The 1635-nt window shown below is 47.8% G+C and carries 3 protein-coding genes; all 3 read left to right on the top strand.

Going from position 1 to position 1635, the window contains the following annotated elements; genetic code table 11:
* Positions 1-836, top strand: an 836-nt coding sequence (locus R8269_RS23910) for a type II and III secretion system protein family protein (RefSeq protein ID WP_412079966.1), incomplete at its 5' end; no start/stop codon positions are given.
* A gap of 12 nt (positions 837-848) precedes the next feature.
* Positions 849-1073 (top strand): hypothetical protein, encoded by a 225-nt coding sequence (locus R8269_RS23905; RefSeq protein WP_005482341.1) that lies wholly within the window; start codon positions 849-851, stop codon positions 1071-1073.
* 27 nt (positions 1074-1100) lie between these two features.
* On the top strand, positions 1101-1635 hold a 535-nt coding region (locus R8269_RS23900), incomplete at its 3' end, for a TadE/TadG family type IV pilus assembly protein (protein WP_318222739.1).

Raw genomic sequence — 1635 nt, 5'->3', positions numbered from 1 at the left:
GGGGTGCGACAACCGCGGGTGGCGGTATCGACAACATTGGCCCGATTTTAAATGTGCCAACAGTGGAAGATTTCGGCTTCTTGGGATCGTTCATTGATAGCAATACTTTGTTTACGTTTGCTCTGGATGTCGCGAAGCAAAACGGTGTGGCTAAAGTGTTGGCAGAGCCAAGTCTTACTGCACTAAGTGGTACTCAAGCGGAATTTGTTGCGGGTGGTGAATTCCCAATTCCTGTACCGAATGAAGATGGCATTACCATCGACTACAAAGAGTACGGTGTTCAACTGGACTTTGTACCTTTCATTCTCAGTGATAAGAGAATCAACCTGAAACTCAATGTCAACGTGAGTGAAATTTCTAACTCTGGTGTGCTGACGTTTAATCCGAACGAAGTCAACGCAACGTTCTTTATTCCGCCAATCACTAAGCGTAGCGCGGGAACCACAATCGAATTAGCGGACGGACAAACGATCGGTATCGCAGGTTTGTTGAGTGAAAACGCGCGTAACGTTGCGGATGGTATTCCGGGAGCCAGTGACCTTCCAGTACTTGGACGCTTGTTTAAGAGTGAAGAGTTTACATCTGGTGAAACCGAGCTGGTGATTTTGGTAACACCACGATTAGCGACGCCAATCGATAGACGCAGAGTAACTCTGCCGACCGATGGGTTCGTAGCTCCAAACGATGTGGAGTTCTATCTGTTGGGTAAAGGCGCGAAACTCGATTTCGACCGCTATCAACTCAATGACAGCAGAGAAGAAGATACAAACAATAATTTTAATCAGTACGGTTCGCCAGAGGGTGGCTCTGAGGGCGAGTTTGGGCACGGTCTATAAATGGAGAGCAAGATGAAAAGCATAATGATCATGACCATTTGTTTCACATCATTCGGCTTGTTTGGCTGTGCGAATGACCCTGATCTTGGAATCTCGGTAAGCCAATTGCGCGCAGAACAAACGCTAAATCCGGAAGCATGGTATGAAAACCTAGGTTATCTACCAGAAGGAAGCGGTGAGCGCACGCAGGTCAGCTTAGAGGTATACAACAATAACGGGGTAGCCAAAGAAAAATAAGTGATTCGTTCACTTATAGGAGGGGCTATGCGAAGGAAAATGCAGACAGCAACAAGGCGAACCCAGAAAGGGATCACCTTGGTGCTCATCAGTATGGTTCTACTGATTCTGTTAGGCGTCGCTGCGTTCGGTATTGATTTAAACCATCAAGTACTCAACAAAACCCCCATACAGCATGCGGTTGATACGGCGGCACTCGCCGGGGCTGTGGTTGCAGATAAAACGGAAGATGTTGATCAATCTGAAGCTGCTGTTTTCGCAACGCTAAGCAGCATCGCATCGGAATCAGGTAATACTGAACTATCGTTTACCGACGGCAACACATCCGTGACGTTCTCGCACGACATGCAGACATTTGTAAATGCGGCGAGCTTTACGCCACCGACAGGCGAGTACGATATTTATGTTCGCGTCGCGGTAACTGACATGGGGATTTCTCAGTATCTGAGTGCTGTATTTGGGATTGTTAAGAACGTTTCGGCCAGTGCCGTTGCGGGACGAAGCGCGGCGATTGCTTACACATGTAACTTAACGCCGATTGCGATGTGTGGCGATCCAAATG

The sequence above is a fragment of the Vibrio sp. Vb0667 genome (assembly GCF_033391095.1).
The sequence above is the reverse complement of the archived record's forward strand: the minus strand, read 5'-3'. Positions and strand labels throughout refer to the sequence as shown.

Excerpts from the sequence above, each read along its gene's own strand:
- R8269_RS23905 (WP_005482341.1), top strand. The coding sequence starts at position 849 with ATGAAAAGCATAATGATCATGACCATTTGTTTCACATCATTCGGCTTG.